The sequence below is a fragment of the Achromobacter sp. SIMBA_011 genome (genome assembly GCF_046535435.1).
Classification (GTDB): domain Bacteria; phylum Pseudomonadota; class Gammaproteobacteria; order Burkholderiales; family Burkholderiaceae_B; genus Achromobacter; species Achromobacter dolens.
Genome location: NZ_JAWRWN010000086.1, coordinates 1 through 401, shown reverse-complemented (window position 1 = coordinate 401; position 401 = coordinate 1). Strand labels below are relative to the sequence as shown.

Here is a 401-nt window from a genome sequence, read left to right as displayed (position 1 = left end):
GCGTGCTTCGTGCCGCGCCGCCCGCGTGCGATTGCAAGGCGGTGCCAGCGTTTGATTGCACGGCGCCTCAAGAACGGCGCCGAGCGGTCGTTAACGCGAGAGAGACCATTCCGTACACCGCTTCGCTGCCATGCCTTTGCCGATCGTGATCGCCGACGACTCCTTGCTCGCCCGCAAGCTTTTGACCAAGGCGGTGCCGGGAGACTGGGACGTTGACGTAGCATATGCGGCGAATGGTCATGAGGCCCTGGCGCTCTATCGTGACGGCAAAGCTTCCGTAATGTTTCTGGACCTGACGATGCCCGACATGACTGGCTACCAGGTCCTCGAGACACTGCGCCACGAAGATCTGAACACGTTCGTGATCGTGGTATCCGCCGATATTCAGCCGCAGGCGCGAG

The 401-nt window shown here is 61.6% G+C and carries 1 protein-coding gene; it reads left to right on the top strand.

What is annotated here, in order from left to right:
- Positions 1–130: 130 nt before the first annotated feature.
- Positions 131–401: response regulator (locus SB816_RS30025; RefSeq protein ID WP_410547995.1), on the top strand; the 271-nt coding region annotated here is incomplete at its 3' end.